We start from the raw sequence: 20590 nt of genomic DNA on the forward strand, positions 1-20590 counted from the left end.
CAAGCAACATCAAACCCGGCGGAACACCAAGGCCTTCAGGCCCCCCGCCGGGTCAACGTCCGGAAACTCCGGCGGGTTTTCCAACCGCTCGACAAACGCCAGCGAAGGCGCCTGCTCCGCCATCCCCTCGATCAGGAATTCCGGCCCGATGCCCGGATCGTTGACACACGCCAGCACCGTTCCCCCCGCATTCAACAACTCCGGCAAACGCCGCAGGATCTTTGCGTAATCCTGGGTCAGCACAAAGCTGCCACGCTGGAAGGTCGGCGGGTCGATGATGATCAGGTCATAAGGCCCGTACTTGCGCACCTTGCCCCACGACTTGAACAGTTCATGCCCCAGGTACGCCACCCGTGATGCATCGTGGCCATTGAGGCGATGGTTGTCCCGGCCCCGCGACAGGGCCGATTTGGCCATGTCCAGGTTCACCACCTGCTCAGCGCCACCGGCAATCGCTGCCACGGAAAAGCCGCAGGTATAAGCGAACAGGTTCAGCACGCGCTTGCCCGCCGCCTGCTCGCGCACCCAACGGCGGCCATAGCGCATGTCGAGGAACAGGCCATTGTTTTGCCGCACGCCCAAGTCCAGCAGGTAGGTCAGGCCGTCCTCGATCACTTCGCGTTGCTGGCACGGCTCGCCCAGCAGCCACTGGCCCGGGCTGTCGGGCAGGTAGCGGTGCTGGATGATGACTGCCTGACCCGTCCACTGCGGGCGCTCGGCCAAGCTGCGCAGCATGGCTTCCAGTTCGGCGAGCTGGCCTTCGGGCGGCTCACGGAACAAGGCGACCGACAGCACGCCCTGCAGCCAGTCGACGGTCACCTGCTCCAGGCCCTGCCAGCAGCGGCCGCGGCCGTGAAACAGGCGGCGGGTTTCCTGTGGGGCAGGGTCGAGGGCGGCAAGCAGGTGTTGCTCAAGGGTGTCGATGGGCGAGGTCATGGCGGATCGCAGGCTGGCAAAAAGCGGCATTCTACCTTGCGGGCCTCTTCGCGGGTAAACCCGCGCCTACAGGATGCCGCGCCGAGCGGAACCACCACCCCTGCTGCATCCCCGCCGCCGCCAGCAGGATCAACCCCACCCCCAGCCACTGCAGCGGCGCCAGGCGGTGCCCGAACGCCACCCAGTCCACCAGAATTGCCGCAATCGGGTAAATGAACGACAGCGCACCGGTCAACGCCGTGGGCAAACGCTGGATGGCGCTGTACAACAGCACATACATCAGGCCGGTGTGTACCATGCCCAGTGTCAACAAGCTGGCCAACGCGGGCACTTCAACCGGCAACCCGCCAAGCGTGACCCATGGCGCCAGCAGCAACACACCCGTGGTTACCTGAATCAACGCAATCAGGTGCGGGGGCGTGCCACTCAGGCGCTTGATGATCAAGGCCGCGATTGCATACAGAAACGCCGCCCCCAGCGCCAGGGCAATCCCCAGCAGATAGTCCTCGCCATCACTTTGCCCAGCGCCATGGGCACTGACGATGGCCAGCATGCCGAGGAACGCCACACTCAGCCAGGTCACCTTGGCCAAGGTGATCTTTTCGCCCAGAAACAGCGCCGCCAGCCCCACCAGCATGAACGGCTGCACGTTGTAAACCGCCGTGCCGATGGCAATCGACGCCCGTGCGTACGAGGCGAACAACAGCAGCCAGTTGCCGACAATGGCCACCCCGCTGGCAATCGCCAGCAAAAATGCCGTGCGGCTGATTACGCCCGGTCGCAGAAAGCCAAACGCGGCGCAAATCGCCAGCAAGGTCACGGCACCGAACACGCAGCGCCAGAACACCACATCCAGCACCGGCTGGCCGGACACCAGCACGAACCAGCCAATGGTCCCGGAAATCAGCATGGCGGCCACCATTTCCAGCGAGCCACGGCGCAATGAACTGTCCATCTCAAACCTCCCGTTGATGATGGCCACAGTATGCAAAGGCGGCAGCCTGGCCATCCAGCGGATAACCAAGGCATTTTCGCCAACCTGCCTTTACTATCAAGGCAAATAACACGAATCACCTGATGAGGTGGGTATGACCGATGCCATCGACCAATTATTGATCAACGCACTGATGGAGGACTCGCGCCGCTCGCTCAAGGCGCTGGCGCAGGTCAGCGGGCTGTCCGCACCCAGCGTCAGCGAGCGCCTGCGCCGGCTGGAAGAGCGCGGCGTGCTGCGCGGCTATACCGTGGAGGTCGACCCACGCGCCTTTGGCTACCAGTTGCAGGCGATCGTGCGCATCCGTCCGCTACCGGGGAAGCTGCAAGAAGTGGAGCGCCAGATCATTGCCATCCCTGAGTTCACCGAATGCGACAAGGTCATTGGCGAAGACTGCTTCGTCGCCCGACTGCATGTGCGCTCGATGGAGCAGCTAGACACGCTGCTCGACCTCATGAATGTGCTGGCTGAGACCAATACCGCGATCATCAAGAAGACCCCGGTCAAGCGGCGGTTGCCGCCAATGGATTGATTGGCCCCTGTACTGGCCTCCTCGCAGGCGTGCCCGCGAAGAGGCCAGCACAGGAAAAGCTGACTATTTTTTGTACACAAAAACGTAACCATAGGTGCCATTTTTGTGTGCACTTTCTTCAGTAGCGCCCCAATTCGTTACACACTTTCCACCCGTTATTTTGACCAAATGATCAACTAATCAATCTTTCAAAAAATATAACTTGTTCATTTGGTCAATTTATATTCTCTGTATTTCATTAACTTACCTTTTAACAAGATAAGTTCGAAATGATCGCCTGTTGAAACCTGCTCTTCCCTTGGCATGGAACTCGCTTTTATGTGTTCGTGTTTTGTATACAACTTAAACAAAACATAGATACACAAGAATCCGCGACGCCGACCCAATGTCAGCCGCCGCGCCCACAACCCTGTGATGCCAACGCTGCACCGACGAGATGGCGAGCCCGTGCGCATGCCCGCTCATCGCAGTCCATGTGCATCAGGAGCCCGCCGGAATGAGTAGCAGCCTCGACCTTGCCCCTGAACTATCCGTCGCCAGCACACACCCCGCGTCCACGCTTGCCGGCCACCAGCCGGACCTTGTTCTCAGCCCGCGCCTGCATAACCGCGACCTGGCGCCAACGCGTATGGAAGGCCGTCGCTGGGGCGGCTACAGTATCTTCGCGTTGTGGACAAACGATGTGCACAATATCGCCAACTATTCGTTCGCCATGGGCTTGTTCGCCCTCGGCCTGGGCGGCTGGCAAATTCTGCTGTCGCTGGCCATCGGCGCGGCACTGGTGTACTTCTTCATGAACCTGTCGGGTTACATGGGGCAGAAAACCGGGGTACCGTTCCCGGTCATCAGCCGCATTGCCTTCGGCATCCACGGCGCGCAGATCCCGGCGCTGATCCGTGCCGTCATCGCCATCGCCTGGTTCGGCATCCAGACCTACCTGGCATCGGTGGTGCTTCGGGTGCTGCTCACCGCCGTGTGGCCGCAACTGGCAGCCTACGACCACGACAGCATCCTCGGCCTGTCGAGCCTGGGCTGGGTGTGTTTCGTGTCGATCTGGCTGGTGCAGCTGGTGATCCTGGCCTACGGCATGGAGATGGTGCGCCGTTACGAGGCCTTTGCCGGGCCTGTGATCCTGCTGACCGTCGCCGCCCTGGCGGTGTTCATGTACTTCAAGGCCGACGCGCGCATTGCCTGGTCGGTGGCTACCCCGCTGACCGGCTACGAGATGTGGCGCAACATCTTTGCCGGCGGCGCACTGTGGCTGGCGATCTACGGCACCCTGGTGCTGAACTTCTGTGACTTCGCCCGCTCCTCGCCTTGCCGCAAGACCATCCGCGTCGGCAACTTCTGGGGCCTGCCGGTAAACATCCTGGTATTCGCCGTGATCACCGTGGTGCTGTGCGGCGCGCAATTCCAGATCAACGGCCACATCATCGACAGCCCTACGCAGATCGTCGCCGCCATACCCAGCACGCCATTCCTGGTGCTCGGCTGCCTGGCCTTCCTGATCGTCACCGTGGCGGTGAACATCATGGCCAACTTCGTCGCCCCGGCCTTCGTACTCAGCAACCTGGCGCCGCGCCACCTGAACTTCCGCCGTGCCGGGCTGATCAGTGCCACCCTGGCGGTGCTGATCCTGCCGTGGAACCTGTACAACAGCCCGCTGGTGATCGTGTACTTCCTGTCGGGCCTGGGCGCCCTGCTCGGCCCGCTGTACGGCGTGATCATGTCCGACTACTGGTTGCTGCGCAAAGGCTGCATCAACGTGCCAGAGCTGTATACCGAGCACCCGGCCGGTGCCTATCACTACAGCAAGGGCATCAACCTGCGCGCCGTGGCCGCCTTCGTGCCGGCCGCACTGCTGGCCATCGTGCTGGCCCTGGTGCCCAACTTCCAGGGTATCGCGCCGTTCTCCTGGCTGATCGGTGCCGGCATCGCCGCCGCCCTGTACCTGCTGATCGCGCCACGTAACCGCCACTACCACGACGTCAGCGGCGAGTGCATCGCCGTCGACCACAGCGGCCACTAATCAAGGAGGACTGCCCATGCGTATTCTGATCGCCAACGTCAACACCACCGAAGCCATTACCCAGGCCATTGCCGAGCAGGCCCGTGCGGTGGCCGCACCCGGTACCGAAATCGTCGGCCTCACGCCCTGGTTCGGCGCCGAATCGGTGGAGGGCAACTTCGAGAGCTACCTGGCGGCCATCGCGGTGATGGACCGGGTCCTGGCCTTTGAAGGGCCCTACGATGCCGTGATCCAGGCCGGTTATGGCGAACATGGCCGCGAAGGCCTGCAGGAACTGCTCAACGTGCCTGTGGTGGACATTACTGATGCCGCCGCCAGCACGGCAATGTACCTGGGCCACGCCTATTCCGTAGTAACCACGCTTGACCGCACCGTGCCATTGATCGAGGACCGCCTGAAGCTCTCGGGCCTGTATGACCGCTGCGCCTCGGTGCGAGCCAGCGGACTGGCGGTGCTGGAACTGGAAGCCGACCCGCTGCGGGCCGTGGAGGCGATTGTCGAGCAGGCCGAACGCGCCGTGCGCGACGACAAGGCCGAGGTGATCTGCCTGGGTTGTGGCGGCATGGCCGGGCTGGACGAGCAGATTCGCCAACGCACCGGCGTGCCGGTGGTGGATGGTGTGAGTGCAGCGGTGACCATTGCCGAATCGCTGGTGCGCATGGGTTTGAGCACGTCCAAAGTGCGTACCTATGCGACGCCACGGGCGAAGAAAGTGGTGGGCTGGCCGATGCGCTTCGGCCGCTAGACATCCTTCGCCTGTACCGGCCTCTTCGCGGCTAAAGCCGCTCCTACCGGACCAGCGCAAGCCTGAATACCGTGGGGTCCTCGTAGGAGCGGCTTTAGCCGCGAAGAGGCCGGCCCGCTTAACACATCATCCTGGCCAAACGCTGCGCACTGCCACAGGCCAAGGTGAACCCCAACGCCCCATGCCCCAGGTTCAGCCACAGGTTGCGGTACACCGTCCCACCTATGATCGGCACCCCGGTAGGTGTCGCTGGTCGCATCCCCGCCCACTCCACCGCCTGGCCATAATCCGCCGCCCTCGGCAGCGTCTCCAGCGCCAGCCGCCGCATGCTCTGCAAACGGCGCATGTCCACCGACTCGTCGAAGCCGACAATGTCCACCATCGCCGCTACCCGCAGCTGCTGCCCCAGGCGTGCATAGACGATTTTGCGCTCATAGTCGGTAAGGCTCACCTCCGGGGGCAGGTGCCCGGCGCTGATCGGTGCGGTCAGGCTGTAGCCCTTCAGCGGGTAAACCGGTATCTGCACCCCCGGTAATGCCAAGCCTGGGCCGCGATGCCCGGCACACAGCACCAACTGCTCCACGTCCAGCTGCTGATCGCCCAGTTGCAGTGCCACGACCTGGCCCTGGCGCTGAACCAATTGCGTCACTGGCCGGCCAAGCAGGAAACGGCACTGGCCCGACGCGCGCAACAGCGCCTCCAGCCGCAAGCAAAACACGTGGCAATCGCCAACCTCTTCGCCCGCCGTGAACACGCCCCCCACAAACGGTGCGCCATCCAGGGCAGGCTCCAGCCCGCGCAGCTCGGCAGCCGCCAGCACCTGCTGACTGGCCGGGTCCGTCAACTGTTCCCGGCCTTGGGCAAAGGCCCGTTCACTGCGAAAAGCCACCAGCTTGCCATTGCGCCGCCAGGCGAAATCCCCCAGGTTCTGGTGTTCGCGCCACTGCGCCAAAACGGCCTGGCTGTACAGCGCCAGCTCAAGCAAGTGCCCGGCATTACGGCGATTGACGCTACGCCTGCAAGCCAGGGTGAATGCCAGCAGCCAGCGCCACTGGGCCGGGTCCATGCGCAAGCGCAAGCGCAATGGCGACTCGCCCTGCAACAGCCAGCCCAGCGCCTGCCACGGCACCCCGGCATCAGCCAGCGGCGCCACATAGCGATAGGACAATTGCCCGCCATTGGCAAAGCTGGTGGCCGACGCCAGGCTGTCGCGGGCCTCGATCAGATCAACCGACCACCCTTCCCGAACCAGCGCGTAGGCCGTCGCCAGGCCCACCACTCCGCCACCGATCACCGTTACCCGCTGCTTCATCGCTCATCCCTGTTCCGGCTTCCTTGCCAAACAGTACCAGCGGATCAGGTCGGGCAGCTATGCGCACCGTCATTCAGGCCCTGGCGCACATTGCGGCTCAGCAGGCTGGCCTTGCCATCGTGCCAGGTCAGGGTCAGTACGTAGAGGGTGTCGAAGTCTTCGCCGCTCCAGTCCTCGGTGATCACCCGCTCCTCCCCCAAGGCCTTGCCGGCCACCGTGTTGATCAGTTCCGGCAGGTAGCCGTGGGACCAGGCGGTATAGATGGTCGCATTGCGGTATTTGTCGCTCAGCAACTCATCGGCCAGTTCAGCGGTGTCGTTGGCGCCGTAGTCGATATTCACCGGTAAGCCGAGGCGGATGGCACTGGGGGTGATGGTCATCAATGGGCGGATGTAGCTGTAGCTTTCATCCCGGCTGCCTTCCTCGACATGCCGCGTGGGGTTGGCCGCAAACACATAGTCGGCCTTGCCGAAGCGCTCGGGCAGTACAGTGGCCAGGTCCAGCGCACGGTTGAGGCCCTGGCAGTTCAACTGCCCGAGCCCCTCGCCCGGCTTCTCGCCATGACGCAGAAACACCAGGGTCTGGGTGCCATCCACCGGTTGCGCCCGGCTTTCGACAGCCTCCAGCGCCAACGGCGCGGCGATGGCAGTGAGCACCAGGCTCAGCAGCAAGTGACGGCGACGGCGAAAGAATGTTGGCAACTTCATCAAGGCAGGCTCGTGTGGCAGAGAAAATCGGGTTTACCCGCCACATCGCCACCCGTTAGAGGGCGTCCTTGTAGTGAATGCCATCCTTGGCACGAGTGAGGGTCAGAGTGCCCTGAACCCGTTTGGTTCCTCCCTGGAGGTGGATGCCGTTCCCTAGGCAAGGCCTAGGTTAAGGGCTGGGTGTTGCGCAATTGTGTAAGGTGCAAGAACCTCGGGTTGCAACGCGAACACTCAATCATCCCGCGTGAGCACTTCCAGCAGTTCAATCTCGAAGGTCAGGTCCGAATTCGGCGGGATCGCCCCCACGCTGCGTTCGCCATACCCCAGGTGCGCCGGTACCAGCAGCTTGCGCTTGCCGCCTACGCGCATGCCCATCAGGCCTTGGTCCCAGCCTTTGATTACCCTGCCGGTACCGATCACGCACTGGAACGGCTTACCGCGCGACCAGGACGAGTCGAACTCGCTGCCATCGGCCAGCCAGCCGGTGTACTGGGTGGTGATCAGGGCACCTTTGACGGCGGCTTTGCCATCACCCTCGACCAGGTCGATGATCTGCAGTTCTTGGCTCACGGGTACACTCCAAACGCTGAAAAACAAAACCGCCCTTTTCTCAGGAATGCACCGGTTTGGCAAGTTCACGCAGAAATGTCCAGAGGCATTCACCCACGGAATGCCTCCGGACAAACATGACGTTGAATCAGCTGTTCTGCTCGAACACCTCTTGGCCGGACAGCTCCTTGGTCTGATTGGCGAAGCAGTACCACGCGGGCTTCTGTTCGACGAAGATCTGCAGGTCGAAATCCCAGGCTTGGTCGCCATCGAGCAGGCCGACCGGCACGGCATGGAAGTCGTTGGCCTTGAGCCGGTAGTACAGGTGCGTACCACAGCGGCCACAGAAAGCACGCTGGGCCCAGTCGGACGAATCATAGACGCTGGGCGCACGCCCTTCGATCAGCGGAGGCTTGCTGCAGTGCACCACCAGCAGCGGGCCGCCGGTCCACTTGCGGCACATGCTGCAATGACAAGCGCTGATATGGGTATTGTCGACGGTGACCGTCAGCCGCGTGTCGCCGCACAGGCAGGTGCCTTGTTTTTCCAGGGCCATGGGTGGCTCCTCGAATGCAAAGATGGGCCTGCAATTATAGAAGCCCGCCGCGAAAGCCGCTTGCTTGCTGCTTTTGTACTCTGCGAGACAGCGCAGCCCAAAAGGGCTGGCTGTCTGCTACAGGGCATCGCACTCACGGCTAGATGTACGCAGTACCACGCAGGTACAACGCCGCCCGCCCACTAATGATTACGCGGCCATTGCCCGGCACTTCGCACTGCAACTGCCCTTTGCGTGCCCCGCCCTGCTCGCAGCTCAGCACGTTCTTGCCCAGCCTCTGGGCCCATACCGGTGCCAGCGAAGTGTGCGCCGAGCCGGTTACCGGGTCTTCATTCACACCAACCCGCGGGCCGAACCAGCGGGTGACGAAGTCAAAGCCACGCCCTGCCGCGGTCACGGCAATGCCACGGACGTCGAAGGCCGACAGCGCAACAAAGTCGGGTTTCAACGTTTCGAGCAGCATGGCGTCATCGATCACCACCACATAATCGTCGCTACGGTACACCGCCTTCGCCTGGCTCAAGCCCAGCGCCTGCAGCAGGCCCGCCGGCGTGTCCACCGCTACGGGTTGTTTGGCCGGGAAGTCCATGGCCAGCAGGCCATCAGTGCCGCGGCTGACACGCAGCTCGCCACTGCGGGTGTTGAAGCGCAGTACTTGCGCCTGCTCACCCAGTTGCTCGAACAGCACGTAAGCCGAGGCCAAGGTAGCATGGCCGCACAGGTCGACTTCCACGGTGGGGGTGAACCAACGCAGGTCGAACGTTTCGCCTTTGCGCACGAAGTAGGCTGTTTCTGACAGGTTGTTTTCTTCAGCGATGCGCTGCAGCACATCGTCCGGCAGCCAGCTTTCCAGTGGGATCACTGCGGCCGGGTTGCCACCGAACGGTTCAGTGGAAAAGGCATCGACCTGGAAGATTTCGAGTTGCATGCACACACTCCTTGTTACCTGGGCGCTGCCAGGCAGATATCTGGAAAAGGGCTACGGGCGTACCGGGGTCAAAACTGGCTCACCGGCAAAGAACGCCTGCAGGTTGCGCAGCACCAAGGCCACCGTGTCGCGCGCGGCTTCTGGCGATTGGCCAGCCACGTGGGGTGTGAGCACAGTGTTGGGCAAGGCCTTGAGTGCATCGGGCACTGCTGGCTCGTCATCGAAAACATCCAGCGCGGCGCCAGCCAGCTGGCCACGCTGCAATACGGCAATCAGGGCCTGCGTGTCGACCACGCTGGCACGGGCGATGTTCACCAGATAGCCTTCAGCGCCCAGGGCCTGAAGGACGTGGGCATCGACCAGATGCCGGGTGTTGGCGCCACCGGGGGTGGCCACCACCAGGATGTCGACGGCTTCAGCCAAGTGCCGAGGGCTGTCGTACCAGGCATAGGGCACATCCTGGCGTGGTGTGCGGCTGTGGTAGCTGACGGGCATGTCGAAGCCCAAGTGGGCCCGCTTGGCGACCGCCAGCCCCACTGCGCCGAGGCCGAGAATGCCCAGGCGTTTGCCACTCACGGAGGGGCTGATCACCCGGTTCCATTCACCGCGCCGCGTGCTGGCATCGGCACGAGGAATGTCGCGCAGCAGCGCCAGCAGCAGGGCCAGGGTGTGGTCGGCGACGGCTGCGGCATTGGCCCCGGCGCCATTGGTGACGGTTATGCCGCGTGCGGCGGCGGCGGCCAGGTCGACCTGCTCGTAGCCGGCGCCGATCACGCAGATGATCTGCAATCTGGGTAATGCATCAATTTCGGTGGCGGATAGCCCCAGCGGCCCACGGGTGAGTACCGCATCGATTTCTTCGGCGTGGCGATGAATGGCATCGGCGCGCAGTTGCGGCGAAGGGGCACGGATCAGGTGGTAACCGGCCTGCTCCAGCATGGGCAGGTAATCGTCGACGGTTTCCACCAGTACCAGGACTGTCTTGCTCATGCCACCTCCGGGTGAATTCGAGGCGTCATTATGCGGAGTCACCGGCCGGTACAGTCAATGGAAATAACAAGGCAAAACTGTACTGTGCTGTTGCTGTTGCTGTTGCTGTTGCTGTTGCTGTTGCTGTTGCTGTTGCTGTTGATCTTGATCTTGATCTTGATCTTGATCTTCGCGACTTCAGGAGGCCGAACGCAGGCCTTGCGGAGGCAGGTGACGGGCATGGATGCCCGTCAAGCGCTGAGGCCCCAGGATGGGGCCTTCGGCGCGGTCCTGCCGGGAGCAAGGCCGGAGTGAGGGGACCCCGGAGCGCAGCGCAGGGGCCGGATGATGGGAGCGCAGCGTTTTTTGGTTACTTTTTGTCGCGTTTGACAAAAAGTGACTCGCCGTAAGGGCGAAAAGGTGAGTCAGCGTCGCCATCGCAAACGGACGGTTCGCTGAGTCAAAACAGACGAGTTCGCTTCTTGCTTCTTGCTTCTTGCTTCTTGCTTCTTGCTTCTTGGATGTGGGCATCTACATCGAGTAGGTATTCATTTGCGCACGTGGCGCATAGTCACCTTTCCGCCCTTACGGCGGGTCACTTTTTGTCAAACGCGACAAAAAGTAACCAAAAAACGCTGGCTCCTATCATCCGGCCCCTGCGCTACGCTCCGGGGTTCCCTCGCTACGGTCTTGCTCCCGGGAGTACGCGCTGCAGGCCCCATCCATGGGGCCTCAGCGCTTGACGGGCATCCATGCCCGTCACCTCCCTTCGCAAGCCCTGCGCTCGGCCTCCTGAAGTCGCAATCTGCGTCGCCTGAACTACCGCGCGCTTACAAGCAAAAGCAGAAGCAGAAGCAGAAGCAGAATAAGCAGATACAGAAACAGCGTTACTGCGCGAACGCGCGCCCTAATCCACCGGGTACACCACTGCTGTCAGTTTCCTGCCAAGGCCCATTCGGGCTCAACGACCAGCTCCAGCCGTTATCAAACCGATAGTACGTACGCTGCCGGTAGAAGGTATTGGGCTGCTTCTCCAACACATATACACCCAGCTTGGGATCCCAGTGACTTGCCCCGCCAGGCGGTGGCGCAAAGCTGGCCGAGGTACGCGGCATGGGCTTGGGTATCGCCGCCGGCTTGCTCGGCGAAGTGGCAGGCTGCCTGCCCGGCAAGGGCTTGACCACCGGCCCCGACGGCGGCACACGCTCGATCGGTGGCGCGGGCTGCTCGTACGGCTCATGCACCGTACACGCAGACAAACCCAGGGCCAAGGTAATCAGGGTCAGGCGGACGGTGCTGTGCATGGCATTGCTCTCTTACTGGTCTGGAGTGTCGATGGTCAGGCGCTGGGTAGCCTGGGTGGCGCTAGACAACGGCGCCCCCTGGCCAATCCACTCACCCTGGGTAGGCTGACCCGCGCGTGAAACACGTGCAACCAGTTGGACTTCGGCATACTGCGACAGTTTCATCTGCGGCATCATCGCATCAGCATCAGACAACTCCACCTCGATCGGCAACTGCGCCACGGTCACCCGCTTGGCCGCCAGTGGCATTGGCGGGCCATTGCTGGCGCGAGCGAAGATAAACACCGTGTCGTCCGGCTGAACCTTGTCCTTCAAGGCAGCCGCCAGTTCCACCCGCACTTTCAGGCGAGCCGCCACAGGTGCAGGCTCGGTAGCCTGCACTGGCGCGCCACCCAAGCGCTCGGCGGCGCGGTCGATCCCCCCCTGCAGGGCCCCTCGCGATGCATCACCTTCTGGCAACTGCGCCAGCAAGCGCTTCCAGTAGTCGATGGCTTCCTGATAGCGCTCGCCTTCAAACGCGGCAATACCGCGCAGGCCCAGGCTGGTCACCTCGTTGGGGTCCGCCTTCAGCGCTTCGTCAGTCAGCGCCTGCAATTGCGGGCTCCACTGCTTGTTGGCGGCAAAGTACTGGGCCTGGGCCCACTGCCCCAGCAGCTCGGGCTGGCGCCCAGCCAGGGCCACGGCCCGTTCGAACGTACGCGCGGCGTCGGCCGGGCGCTGCTCGGCCATGTAGGCCCGGCCAAGGAAATACATGGCCTCGGCCGAATCCGGCTGGGCCTGCACCACGCGTTCAAGGCGCGTGGTCATTTCTTCCATCGACTTGGGAGCCTCGGCAAACTCCTGGGTCAGCGCCACCTTGTCGGCCGCCCCAAAATGCAGGTACAGCCCCAGCGCCATCAGCGGTACCAGTACCGCAGCCAGCAGCGGCAGGGCCTTGCCCAAATGCCCCTGGCGCGGGGCCTCGGCGCCTTCGGTATCGGCCAGCAGCTCGCGGGCAGCCTCGTCCCGGCCCTTGGCCATCTGCGCCTCATCGAGCACACCGGCGGCTTGTTGGGCCGCCAGCTCGGCGACACGTTCCTGGTAAAGGGCCACGTTCAAGGCCGTGCGGTCTTCTTCCTGCTGGCGACGGCGGCCACGCAAGATCGGGAGCAGCAAAAAGCTGAGGGCAGCGAGCAGCAGAAGGCCCGCGCTAAGCCAGAATTCAATCATGGGTCTGTTCTTTTTCCAGCAGTTTGGCGAGACGCTCGCGTTCTTCGGCAGACAACTCATCGGCGCCCTGCACGGCCGTAGCACGGCGCCGGCGTACGATCACCGCCAGCACCACGAAGCCACCGGCCAGCAAGATCCCCGGGCCAAACCACAGCAGCCAGGTACGCCCGCTGAGCGCCGGCTTGTAGCGCACGAAGTCGCCATAGCGGTCGACCATGAAGTCGATGATCTGCTGGTTGCTCTGGCCTTCGCCAAGCATGCGGAAGATTTCTCGGCGCAGGTCGGCAGCAATCGGCGCGTTGGAGTCGGCAATATCCTGGTTCTGGCACTTGGGGCAGCGCAGTTCCTTGGTCAACTCTTGGTAACGCTCGCGCTCTGCCTCGTCGCGAAACTGGTAGGTGTCGATAGCCGCCTTGGCCACACCGGCCAGGCTCATGCCCAGCACCGCAGCTGCCAGCCAACGCCTCATGGCTTGGCCTCATCAATCAGGCCCTGGTACAACGGCGCCAGCTGTTCACGCCAGACCGTGGCATCGACGATGCCGACGTGCTTGTAGCGGATGATGCCCTTGGCATCGATCAGGAAGGTTTCCGGCGCCCCATACACCCCAAGGTCCAGGCCCAGGCTGCCCTGTTCGTCACGAATATCCAGCTGATAGGGGTTGTGGAACTCGGCCAACCACTTCTGCGCGGCGGCGTTGTCATCCTTGTAGTTGACCCCATGGATCACCACCCCCTGCTGTGCCAGCTGGTTCAGGTACGGGTGCTCGACCTTGCACGACGGGCACCAGGTGGCCCACACGTTGACCAGTGCCGGGCGCCCCTGCAAGTCGGCCTGAGTCAGGGTGCGGTCCCCCTGTGTCGACGCCAGGGAAAACACCGGGAACGGTTTGCCGATCATTGCCGAAGGCAGCTCGTCGGGCTTGAGGAAAAGCCCCTTGTAGAGGAAGACCGCCACCAGCAGGAACACTGCAAGGGGCACTACCATGATCCAACGCTTCATGCAGCTGCTCCAGACACGCCCAGGACATCACGCACCCGGGTCTTGACCTTGACGCGGTAGCGCCGGTCGAGGGCCGCCAGCAACCCGCCCAGGCCGGTCAGCAGACCGCCCAGCCAGATCCAGCGGACGTAAGGCTTAATATGTACGCGCACAGCCCAGGCGCCATTCTCCAGTGGCTCGCCAAGCGCGACGTACAGGTCGCGGGTAAAGCCGGCGTCGATGCCCGCTTCGGTCATCATCGACTGTTGCACGGTGTACAGGCGCTTCTCCGGGTACAGTGTGGTCACTTCACGGCCATCGCGGCTGACCACGATGGTGCCCTTGTCAGAGATGAAGTTCGGCCCCTCGAAGTGCTTGGCGCCCTGGAACAGGAAGTGATAGCCACCCAGCTCCACGCTTTCGCCCGGCGCCATGCGCAGGTCGCGCTCGGCGCTGTTGTTGCTGGACAGCACCACGCCCAGCGCACACACCGCCAGGCCCAGGTGCGCCAGTTGCATGCCCCAGTAGCTGCGGCCCAGGCCCGGCAGGCCTTTGACCAGGCCCTTGTGGCGGGTCTTGTCGAAAATGTCACGCAGCCCGCCAAGCACTACCCAGGCGGCCAGGGCGAAGGCCGTCAGCGTCGGCCAGTCGAAGTCGTCGACGATAAAGCCGGCAACCGGGGCAAGGATGGCACTGCCGATCAATACCGGGGTCATCATGCTGACCAACCATTTGCCCGGGGTGTCCTTCCAGCGCACCACCACGCCCACGCTCAGCACCACCATCAGCAGCGCCATCAGTGGCAGGAACAAGGCGTCGAAATAGGGCGGGCCGACCGACAGCTTGGCCCCGGTCAGGGCATCGAGCACCAATGGGTACAGGGTACCGAGCAGAATCATCGAAGCCGCGACCACCAGCACCAGGTTGTTGGCCAGCAGCAGCGTTTCACGCGACCACAGGGCGAAACCGACCTGGCTCTTGACCACCGGTGCGCGCAGGGCGAACAGGGTGAGCGACCCGCCGACCACGAACAGCAGGAAAAACAGGATGAAAATACCCCGCGACGGGTCGGCGGCAAACGCGTGCACCGAGGTCAGCACCCCGGAACGCACCAGGAAGGTACCCAGCAGGCTCAGGGAGAATGCGGCAATTGCCAGCAGCACGGTCCAGCTCTTGAACACCCCGCGTTTCTCGGTCACCGCCAGCGAGTGGATCAGTGCGGTGCCCACCAGCCAAGGCATGAACGAGGCGTTTTCCACCGGGTCCCAGAACCACCAGCCACCCCAGCCCAGTTCGTAGTAGGCCCACCACGACCCCAAGGTGATGCCAACACCCAGGAAAGCCCAGGCGACGATGGTCCACGGCCGCGACCAGCGCGCCCAGGCAGCGTCCAGCCGGCCGCCGAGCAAGGCGGCAATGGCGAACGCGAAGGCCACCGAGAAGCCCACATAGCCCATGTAGAGCATGGGTGGGTGAACGATCAGGCCAAAGTCCTGCAGCAGCGGGTTGAGGTCACGGCCATCGGTCGGCACCTGCGGCAGCAGGCGCTGGAACGGGTTGGAAGTAATGATCAGGAAGCTCAGGAAGCCCACGCTGATCATGCCCATTACCGCCAGCACGCGGGCCAGCATCACCTGCGGCAACTGCCGGGAGAACACCGACACGGCAAAGGTCCAGCCGCCGAGGATCAGCGCCCAAAGCAGCAACGAACCCTCATGGGCGCCCCACACCGCACTGAACTTGTAGTACCAGGGCAAGGCGCTGTTGGAGTTGCTGGCCACATAGGCGACCGAGAAATTGTCTGTCATGAAGGCATGGGTCAGGCAGGCAAAGGCAAACGCCAGGAAGGCGAACTGCCCCCACGCTGCCGGCCGCGCCAGGCTCATCCACAGGCTGTCGCCACGCCACGCGCCAAGCAACGGCACACTGGCCTGCACGACGGCAAAGCAGATGGCCAGAATCATCGCCAACTGGCCCAGTTCGGGGACTACCAGTGCTGCGTTCATGGCTTCGTCTCCCCGCCGGCAGCGGCCTGGCCGCTTTCCTTCAGGGCCTTGGTGACTTCGGGCGGCATGTATTTCTCGTCGTGCTTGGCCAGCACTTCATCGGCCACCACCACACCGTCGGCATTGAGCTTGCCAAGGGCGACGATGCCCTGCCCTTCGCGGAACAGGTCGGGGAGGATGCCGCGGTAGGTGATGGGTACCGACTTGTTGAAGTCGGTTACCACGAAACGCACGTCCAGCGAGTCGGCCGAGCGCTGCACCGAGCCTTTCTCGACCATGCCGCCAGCGCGGATGCGCGTGTCCAGCGGGGCTTCGCCGTTGGCGATCTGGGTCGGCGTATAGAACAGGTTGATGTTCTGCTGCAATGCGCTCAAGGCAAAGCCGACGGCAACCCCGACGCCGACCAGCAGGCCGACGATGAGCAACAGGCGTTTCTTGCGCTGCGGATTCACTGGTTGTTCTCCCGGCGCAAACGGCGCGCCTCTTCTTGCAAATAGCGACGACGAGCCAGCAGTGGCGCACCAACGTTCAGCGCCAGCACCGCCAGGCAGATGCCATAGGCCGACCACACGTACAGGCCATGGTGGCCCATGGCGAGAAAGTCACCGAAGGTGGCAAAGCTCATTGTGTGGCCCTCCGCCCCAGGCTGTTCAATACTTCGTCCCTGACCCAACTGGCGCGTGCTTCGCGCTTGAGCACTTCAAGGCGCATGCGCAGCAGCAGTACGGCGCCGAAGAAACAGTAGAAACCCAGCGCCGTGCACAACAGCGGCAGCCACATTTCGGCCGGCATCGCCGGCTTTTCGGTAAGGGTGAAGGTGGCCCCCTGGTGCAGGGTGTTCCACCACTCCACCGAATACTTGATGATCGGGATATTCACCACACCGACAATCGCAAGCACCGCACAGGCCTTGGCTGCACTGTCACGATTACTGATCGCCTGGCCCAGCGCAATAATGCCGAAGTACAGGAACAGCAGGATGAGCATGGACGTAAGGCGGGCATCCCACACCCACCAGCTGCCCCAGGTCGGCTTGCCCCAGATGGCGCCGGTAACCAGCGCCACGGCGGTCATCCAGGCGCCAATGGGCGCGGCACACTGCAGGGCGACGTCGGCCAGTTTCATCTTCCACACCAGCCCCACCACCCCGGCCACCGCCAGCAACACATAGCAGGACTGCGCCAGCATCGCCGCGGGCACATGGATATAGATGATGCGGAAGCTGTTGCCCTGCTGGTAGTCCTGGGGGGCGAAGGCCAGGCCCCAGGTGATGCCGACCAGCAGCAGGAGCACGGCAGCACCGGCCAGCCACGGCAGCATGCGGCCGCTGATGGCATAGAACCATTTCGGGGAGCCCAGCTTGTGGAACCACGTCCAGCTTATTTTCATCAGGGTACATCCAGGGTATTTGCCGGGCTTGAGAGCCCGGGACTCGTTATTCGCCGACGCTGATCTTCAGGCCGGCCGCTATCGCAAAGGGTGCCAGGGTAACGGCCAGGGCCGTCAGGCTGGCGAGCCAGAGCAGATGGCCGGTTGCCGGCATATTTTGCAACGCCGCTTGCAACGCACCACTGCCCAGGATCAATACAGGGATATACAACGGCAGAATCAGCAACGCCAGTAACAAACCTCCGCGTTTAAGGCCGACTGTCAGTGCCGCACCTACCGCGCCCAGCAAGCTCAATACCGGCGTACCCAGCAGCAGCGAACCGAGCAGCACCGGCAGGCAATGGCTTGGCAGCCCCAGCATCAGTGCCAGCAGTGGCGCCAACAATACCAGCGCCAGCCCGGAAAAGATCCAGTGCGCCAGCACCTTGGCCAGCACCAGCAGTGCCAGTGGGTGCGGCGACAGCACCCATTGCTCCAGCGAGCCGTCTTCGAAATCGCTGCGGAACAGGCCGTCCAGCGACAACAACACGGCCAGCAACGCTGCCACCCAGACCAGGCCCGGCGACAAGGTTTGCAACAATTGGCTTTCCGGGCCGACCGCCAGCGGGAACATGGCCACGACAATGGCGAAGAACACCAACGGGTTGGCCAGTTCGGCCGGGCGACGGAACAGCAGGCGCGCTTCGCGGCGCAGTAACAAAATGAATACGCTCATGCAGCCCATTGCCCCAGGTTCAGTTCTCGGTAACCGGAGGGCTTGCGTTCCAGTGTGTGGTGAGTCGTCAGCACCACCGTGCCGCCCTGCTCGCAGTGGGCTGCCAGGTGCGCTTCAAGCTGCGCCACGCCTTGCTTGTCGAGCGCGGTGAACGGCTCGTCGAGAATCCATAGCGGCGGGCAAGCCAGGTGCAGCCGGGCCAGGGCCACACGGCGCTGCTGACCGGCCGACAGGGTATGGCAGGGGACGTCTTCGAAACCGCGCAGGCCGACAGCCTCCAGCGCCGCCCAGATCGCCTCGCGGCTGGCCGGCTGGTGCAGGGCGCACAGCCAGGTGAGATTCTCCTCGGCGGTGAGCAAGTCCTTGATGCCAGCGGCGTGGCCAATCCACAGCAGGGCGCTGGCCAGGGCATGACGCTGTTCTGCCAGTGGCTTGCCACCCAGCAGAATCTGCCCGGCCGTCGGCTGCATCAGCCCGGCCAACAGGCGCAACAGGCTGGTCTTGCCACTGCCGTTGGGGCCACTGATCTGCAGCATGTCACCGGCACCCAGCTCGAAATCGAGCTGTTCGAACAGCAGGCGCCAGTCGCGCTCGCAGGCCAGGCCCGCGGCTTGGAGGTGAAGGGTCACGGTTTCGCCTTATCTTCAGTAGGGCTTTGAAGCAGCCAACACCGCTCCAGAACCCTTGTGTCTCAAGTCGCCCCGCGCGCTGCCGTTATACTGGCAACCACGGGCGCTCGGCATTATTACACGCGCCGCCGCGCTGCCAAGAGGCCGGGCTCGACAGGTTGTATACAATCATGACTGAAATCAATAGTCTCGGCGCACAAACCGCGATCAACAGCCAAGCCATGAAGGCGGGCACGACCGGCGAACTGCTGCGCCTTATCCAGGCGCAGCCCGGGCTGCTGGCCCCCGGCGAAACCGCGCAAGCCGAGGTTTTATCGTTGCGCCAGACGGGCCAGGACTTTCAGCTGGTGCTAAGGCTGATGCAGGCCAACGGCGTGCAGACCCAATTACAGGCCAACGCCAGCCAGCCGCTGCCCCAAGGCAGCCAGATCACCGTCAGCCAGACCGAAAGCAATCGCCTGGCGATCATGTTGCAACAGGCCAGCGCCAGCCAGGTCGCCACCCTCACCCAGCTGGACACCAGCAAGGTGCCGGTCGGCACCTTGCTGCAAGGCAAGGTCCTGACCAACCAACCGCTGGCTCAGGCACCCGGCCAACCGGCCGTGTACCGGGCGCTGGTCAGCTTGCTCAACAGCACCCAGGCCGGTGCCACGCTGAGCATCGACAGCCCGCGCCCGCTGGCCATTGGCAGCCTGCTCAGCGCCCTGGTGCAGGGTGATCAGTCATTGCGCTTCGTGCCGCTCAGCGGCAGGCAGGACCAACTCAGCATTGCCCAACAGCTGCTGACACAGCAAAACCGTCAAGCCTCGCTGCCCGGCCTGCTCAACACCCTGCAACAGCTCACCCGCGACCCAGGCGTCGATGGCGAGCTGCGCGCCAGCGCCGAACGCCTGCTGGCCGGCCTGCCGGACGCCCGACAACTGGGCGACGCCAAGGCAGTGGCCCAGGCCCTGAACAACAGCGGCAGCTTTCTCGAAGCGAAGCTGCTGAGTGGGTCCACCGCCAGCGTCGACACCGACCTCAAAGCACATTTACTGCGGCTGATGGCCCAGGCCCCTGCCCTCCCGGCAGGAGCCACCACTCTGAGCCCCGCCAACCTGGCCCTGACCATGCCGATACTGGCGCGCAGCGCACTGGGCATGCTCGAGCGGGTCAGCCCCAAGCCGCAGCCGGGCGCGTTCCCATTACCGTCGCGCCTGCTCAAGGCCCTGGAAGAGGAAGGCGACCTGCAACAGCTGCTGCGCCTGGCTGCCGCTGCTGTTTCACGTTTGCAGAGCCACGCCATGAGCAGCCTGCAACAAACCGGCACGCTGGAAAACGGCAACCTGCAGACCACCTGGCAAACCGAAGTGCCGATCCGCCACGGCCAGGACTTCATCCCGCTGCAAGTCAAACTGCAGCGCGAAGAAACCCCACAACAACAGGCCGACCGCCAACATGAAGCCCAAAACCCTCGGCAAGCCCTGTGGCGCATCGAGCTGGCCTTCGACTTGTCCCCGCTCGGCCCCCTGCAAGTGCAGGCGCAACTGAGCGAGGGCCGCCTGAGCGGGCAGCTATGGGCGGAGCGCGAGCAGACCGCGCGGTTGATCGACGCCCAGCTTGGCGCGCTGCGCGCGCGCCTGGTGGCCCGGGGCCTGGAAGTCGGCGACCTGGAGTGCCACCCGGGCATCCCGCCGCAGGGGCCACGCACACGGATGGAACAACGCTGGGTGGACGAAACCGCATGAACGATACGACACCACGCCAAGCCATAGCGCTGAACTACGACGGCCATCAGGCACCGACCCTCACCGCCAAGGGCGACGAGGACTTGGCCGAGGCCATCCTTGCGCTCGCCCGCGAACACGAAGTGCCGATCTACGAAAACGCCGAGCTGGTGCGCCTGCTGGCGCGGCTGGAGCTGGGCGATCAAATACCCGAAGCGCTGTACCTGACCATTGCCGAAATCATCGCCTTCGCCTGGCAACTGCGCGGCAAGGTACCCGCCGGCTTCGATGATCCGCGCCCGACAGAACGCGATATCACCCCACCATTGCCCCCGCTGCCCGGCACTGGCCAGTAACTATCTACCACCCCCTCCCCCTCCATGCGCCCAACCTT

General features: G+C 63.4%; 24 protein-coding genes. 5 read left to right on the forward strand and 19 right to left on the reverse strand.

Annotation, left to right across the window (positions count from 1 at the left end; genetic code table 11):
* Positions 1–9 precede the first annotated feature (9 nt).
* Positions 10–936, reverse strand: coding sequence for a class I SAM-dependent methyltransferase (locus tag V6093_RS10080; protein ID WP_375136177.1), 927 nt, complete (start codon positions 934–936; stop codon positions 10–12).
* A gap of 31 nt (positions 937–967) precedes the next feature.
* A complete protein-coding gene (locus tag V6093_RS10085) occupies positions 968–1891 on the reverse strand; it encodes a DMT family transporter (RefSeq protein WP_179052265.1) in 924 nt (307 codons plus the stop codon).
* 133 nt (positions 1892–2024) lie between these two features.
* On the opposite strand from V6093_RS10085, the gene V6093_RS10090 reads away from it, so the two are divergent.
* From V6093_RS10090 to V6093_RS10100, 3 genes are all read left to right on the forward strand, one after another.
* Positions 2025–2462, forward strand: coding sequence for an Lrp/AsnC family transcriptional regulator (locus V6093_RS10090; RefSeq protein WP_003254357.1), 438 nt, complete (start codon positions 2025–2027; stop codon positions 2460–2462).
* Between the two features lie 496 nt (positions 2463–2958).
* Positions 2959–4491: an NCS1 family nucleobase:cation symporter-1 gene (locus V6093_RS10095; protein ID WP_108190951.1), complete on the forward strand. Its 1533-nt coding sequence runs from the start codon at positions 2959–2961 to the stop codon at positions 4489–4491.
* 16 nt (positions 4492–4507) lie between these two features.
* Positions 4508–5236 carry an aspartate/glutamate racemase family protein gene (locus V6093_RS10100; protein ID WP_003254359.1) on the forward strand — a complete coding sequence of 243 codons (729 nt, stop codon included), beginning with the start codon at positions 4508–4510 and terminating at the stop codon, positions 5234–5236.
* 118 nt (positions 5237–5354) lie between these two features.
* Here V6093_RS10100 and V6093_RS10105 read toward each other — a convergent pair whose 3' ends face one another.
* The 17 genes from V6093_RS10105 to ccmA form a co-directional block, all read right to left on the reverse strand.
* Entirely contained in the window at positions 5355–6548 is a 1194-nt protein-coding gene (locus V6093_RS10105) for a D-amino acid dehydrogenase (RefSeq protein ID WP_060546496.1), read from the reverse strand.
* A 44-nt stretch (positions 6549–6592) separates the two neighbouring features.
* Positions 6593–7255 (reverse strand): histidine phosphatase family protein, encoded by a 663-nt coding sequence (locus V6093_RS10110; RefSeq protein ID WP_014860678.1) that lies wholly within the window; start codon positions 7253–7255, stop codon positions 6593–6595.
* Between the two features lie 231 nt (positions 7256–7486).
* Positions 7487–7825 carry an FKBP-type peptidyl-prolyl cis-trans isomerase gene (locus tag V6093_RS10115; protein WP_003254365.1) on the reverse strand — a complete coding sequence of 113 codons (339 nt, stop codon included), beginning with the start codon at positions 7823–7825 and terminating at the stop codon, positions 7487–7489.
* Positions 7826–7952: 127 nt separating this feature from the next.
* On the reverse strand, positions 7953–8360 hold the full coding sequence (locus V6093_RS10120; RefSeq protein ID WP_003254367.1) for a GFA family protein: 408 nt from the start codon (positions 8358–8360) through the stop codon (positions 7953–7955).
* Between the two features lie 139 nt (positions 8361–8499).
* A complete protein-coding gene (locus tag V6093_RS10125) occupies positions 8500–9288 on the reverse strand; it encodes a PhzF family phenazine biosynthesis protein (protein ID WP_108078025.1) in 789 nt (262 codons plus the stop codon).
* Between the two features lie 51 nt (positions 9289–9339).
* Positions 9340–10278 (reverse strand): 2-hydroxyacid dehydrogenase, encoded by a 939-nt coding sequence (locus V6093_RS10130; protein WP_003254371.1) that lies wholly within the window; start codon positions 10276–10278, stop codon positions 9340–9342.
* A gap of 38 nt (positions 10279–10316) precedes the next feature.
* The gene (locus V6093_RS10135) at positions 10317–10499 is read right to left on the reverse strand and encodes a hypothetical protein (RefSeq protein ID WP_406669786.1); all 183 of its coding nucleotides are present in this window, start codon (positions 10497–10499) and stop codon (positions 10317–10319) included.
* A gap of 645 nt (positions 10500–11144) precedes the next feature.
* The gene (locus V6093_RS10140; RefSeq protein WP_003254373.1) at positions 11145–11561 is read right to left on the reverse strand and encodes a hypothetical protein; all 417 of its coding nucleotides are present in this window, start codon (positions 11559–11561) and stop codon (positions 11145–11147) included.
* 12 nt (positions 11562–11573) lie between these two features.
* Positions 11574–12770, reverse strand: coding sequence for a c-type cytochrome biogenesis protein CcmI (ccmI, locus tag V6093_RS10145; protein WP_143494342.1), 1197 nt, complete (start codon positions 12768–12770; stop codon positions 11574–11576).
* Positions 12763–13239: a cytochrome c-type biogenesis protein gene (locus V6093_RS10150; protein WP_014860172.1), complete on the reverse strand. Its 477-nt coding sequence runs from the start codon at positions 13237–13239 to the stop codon at positions 12763–12765. The genes ccmI and V6093_RS10150 overlap by 8 nt, the downstream gene beginning before the upstream one ends.
* Entirely contained in the window at positions 13236–13772 is a 537-nt protein-coding gene (locus V6093_RS10155) for a DsbE family thiol:disulfide interchange protein (RefSeq protein WP_003254377.1), read from the reverse strand. The genes V6093_RS10150 and V6093_RS10155 overlap by 4 nt, the downstream gene beginning before the upstream one ends.
* Positions 13769–15757 (reverse strand): heme lyase CcmF/NrfE family subunit, encoded by a 1989-nt coding sequence (locus V6093_RS10160; RefSeq protein WP_003254378.1) that lies wholly within the window; start codon positions 15755–15757, stop codon positions 13769–13771. The genes V6093_RS10155 and V6093_RS10160 overlap by 4 nt, the downstream gene beginning before the upstream one ends.
* Complete coding sequence (ccmE, locus tag V6093_RS10165) at positions 15754–16209, reverse strand: cytochrome c maturation protein CcmE (RefSeq protein ID WP_003254379.1); 456 nt, start codon at positions 16207–16209, stop codon at positions 15754–15756. The genes V6093_RS10160 and ccmE overlap by 4 nt, the downstream gene beginning before the upstream one ends.
* Entirely contained in the window at positions 16206–16382 is a 177-nt protein-coding gene (gene ccmD, locus V6093_RS10170; protein WP_003254380.1) for a heme exporter protein CcmD, read from the reverse strand. Before ccmD ends, ccmE begins: the two co-directional genes overlap by 4 nt.
* Positions 16379–17146, reverse strand: coding sequence for a heme ABC transporter permease (locus tag V6093_RS10175; RefSeq protein WP_012051654.1), 768 nt, complete (start codon positions 17144–17146; stop codon positions 16379–16381). Before V6093_RS10175 ends, ccmD begins: the two co-directional genes overlap by 4 nt.
* Before the next feature lie 46 nt (positions 17147–17192).
* The gene (ccmB, locus tag V6093_RS10180; protein WP_012051653.1) at positions 17193–17861 is read right to left on the reverse strand and encodes a heme exporter protein CcmB; all 669 of its coding nucleotides are present in this window, start codon (positions 17859–17861) and stop codon (positions 17193–17195) included.
* Complete coding sequence (gene ccmA, locus V6093_RS10185; protein ID WP_003254385.1) at positions 17858–18490, reverse strand: cytochrome c biogenesis heme-transporting ATPase CcmA; 633 nt, start codon at positions 18488–18490, stop codon at positions 17858–17860. Before ccmA ends, ccmB begins: the two co-directional genes overlap by 4 nt.
* A 170-nt stretch (positions 18491–18660) precedes the next feature.
* Here ccmA and V6093_RS10190 point away from each other — a divergent pair, with 170 nt between their 5' ends.
* On the forward strand, positions 18661–20217 hold the full coding sequence (locus V6093_RS10190) for a flagellar hook-length control protein FliK (RefSeq protein WP_047604166.1): 1557 nt from the start codon (positions 18661–18663) through the stop codon (positions 20215–20217).
* Complete coding sequence (locus V6093_RS10195) at positions 20214–20552, forward strand: EscU/YscU/HrcU family type III secretion system export apparatus switch protein (protein ID WP_004577455.1); 339 nt, start codon at positions 20214–20216, stop codon at positions 20550–20552. Before V6093_RS10190 ends, V6093_RS10195 begins: the two co-directional genes overlap by 4 nt.
* Positions 20553–20590 lie beyond the last annotated feature (38 nt).

Source organism: Pseudomonas putida group bacterium ESBL64 (genome assembly GCF_045277175.1).
Classification (GTDB): Bacteria; Pseudomonadota; Gammaproteobacteria; order Pseudomonadales; family Pseudomonadaceae; genus Aquipseudomonas; species Aquipseudomonas alloputida.